The following is a 219-nucleotide window of genomic DNA, read 5'->3' as shown; positions in this document are numbered from 1 at the left end:
GCACCCTGGCCAACCAGATCCCCGACCTGATGGTGCTGGCGGTGGGTATGACCTTCGTGCTGATCATCGGCGGCATCGACCTGTCGGTGGGATCGGTACTGGCCCTGGCCGCGTCGGCGGTCAGTGTGGCGATTCTGGGCTGGGGCTGGAGCGTGCTGCCGGCGGCACTGCTCGGCATGGGGTGCGCGGCACTGGCCGGGACCCTTACCGGCTCGATCA

General features: G+C 68.9%; 1 protein-coding gene. It reads left to right on the top strand.

The window, feature by feature from the left end:
• Positions 1–219: ABC transporter permease subunit (locus RRF55_RS28905; protein WP_439419432.1), on the top strand; the 219-nt coding region annotated here is incomplete at both ends.

The organism is Klebsiella sp. K47, from assembly GCF_051858335.1.
Classification (GTDB): Bacteria; Pseudomonadota; Gammaproteobacteria; order Enterobacterales; family Enterobacteriaceae; genus Klebsiella; species Klebsiella pneumoniae.
The sequence above is the reverse complement of the archived record's forward strand: the minus strand, read 5'-3'. Positions and strand labels throughout refer to the sequence as shown.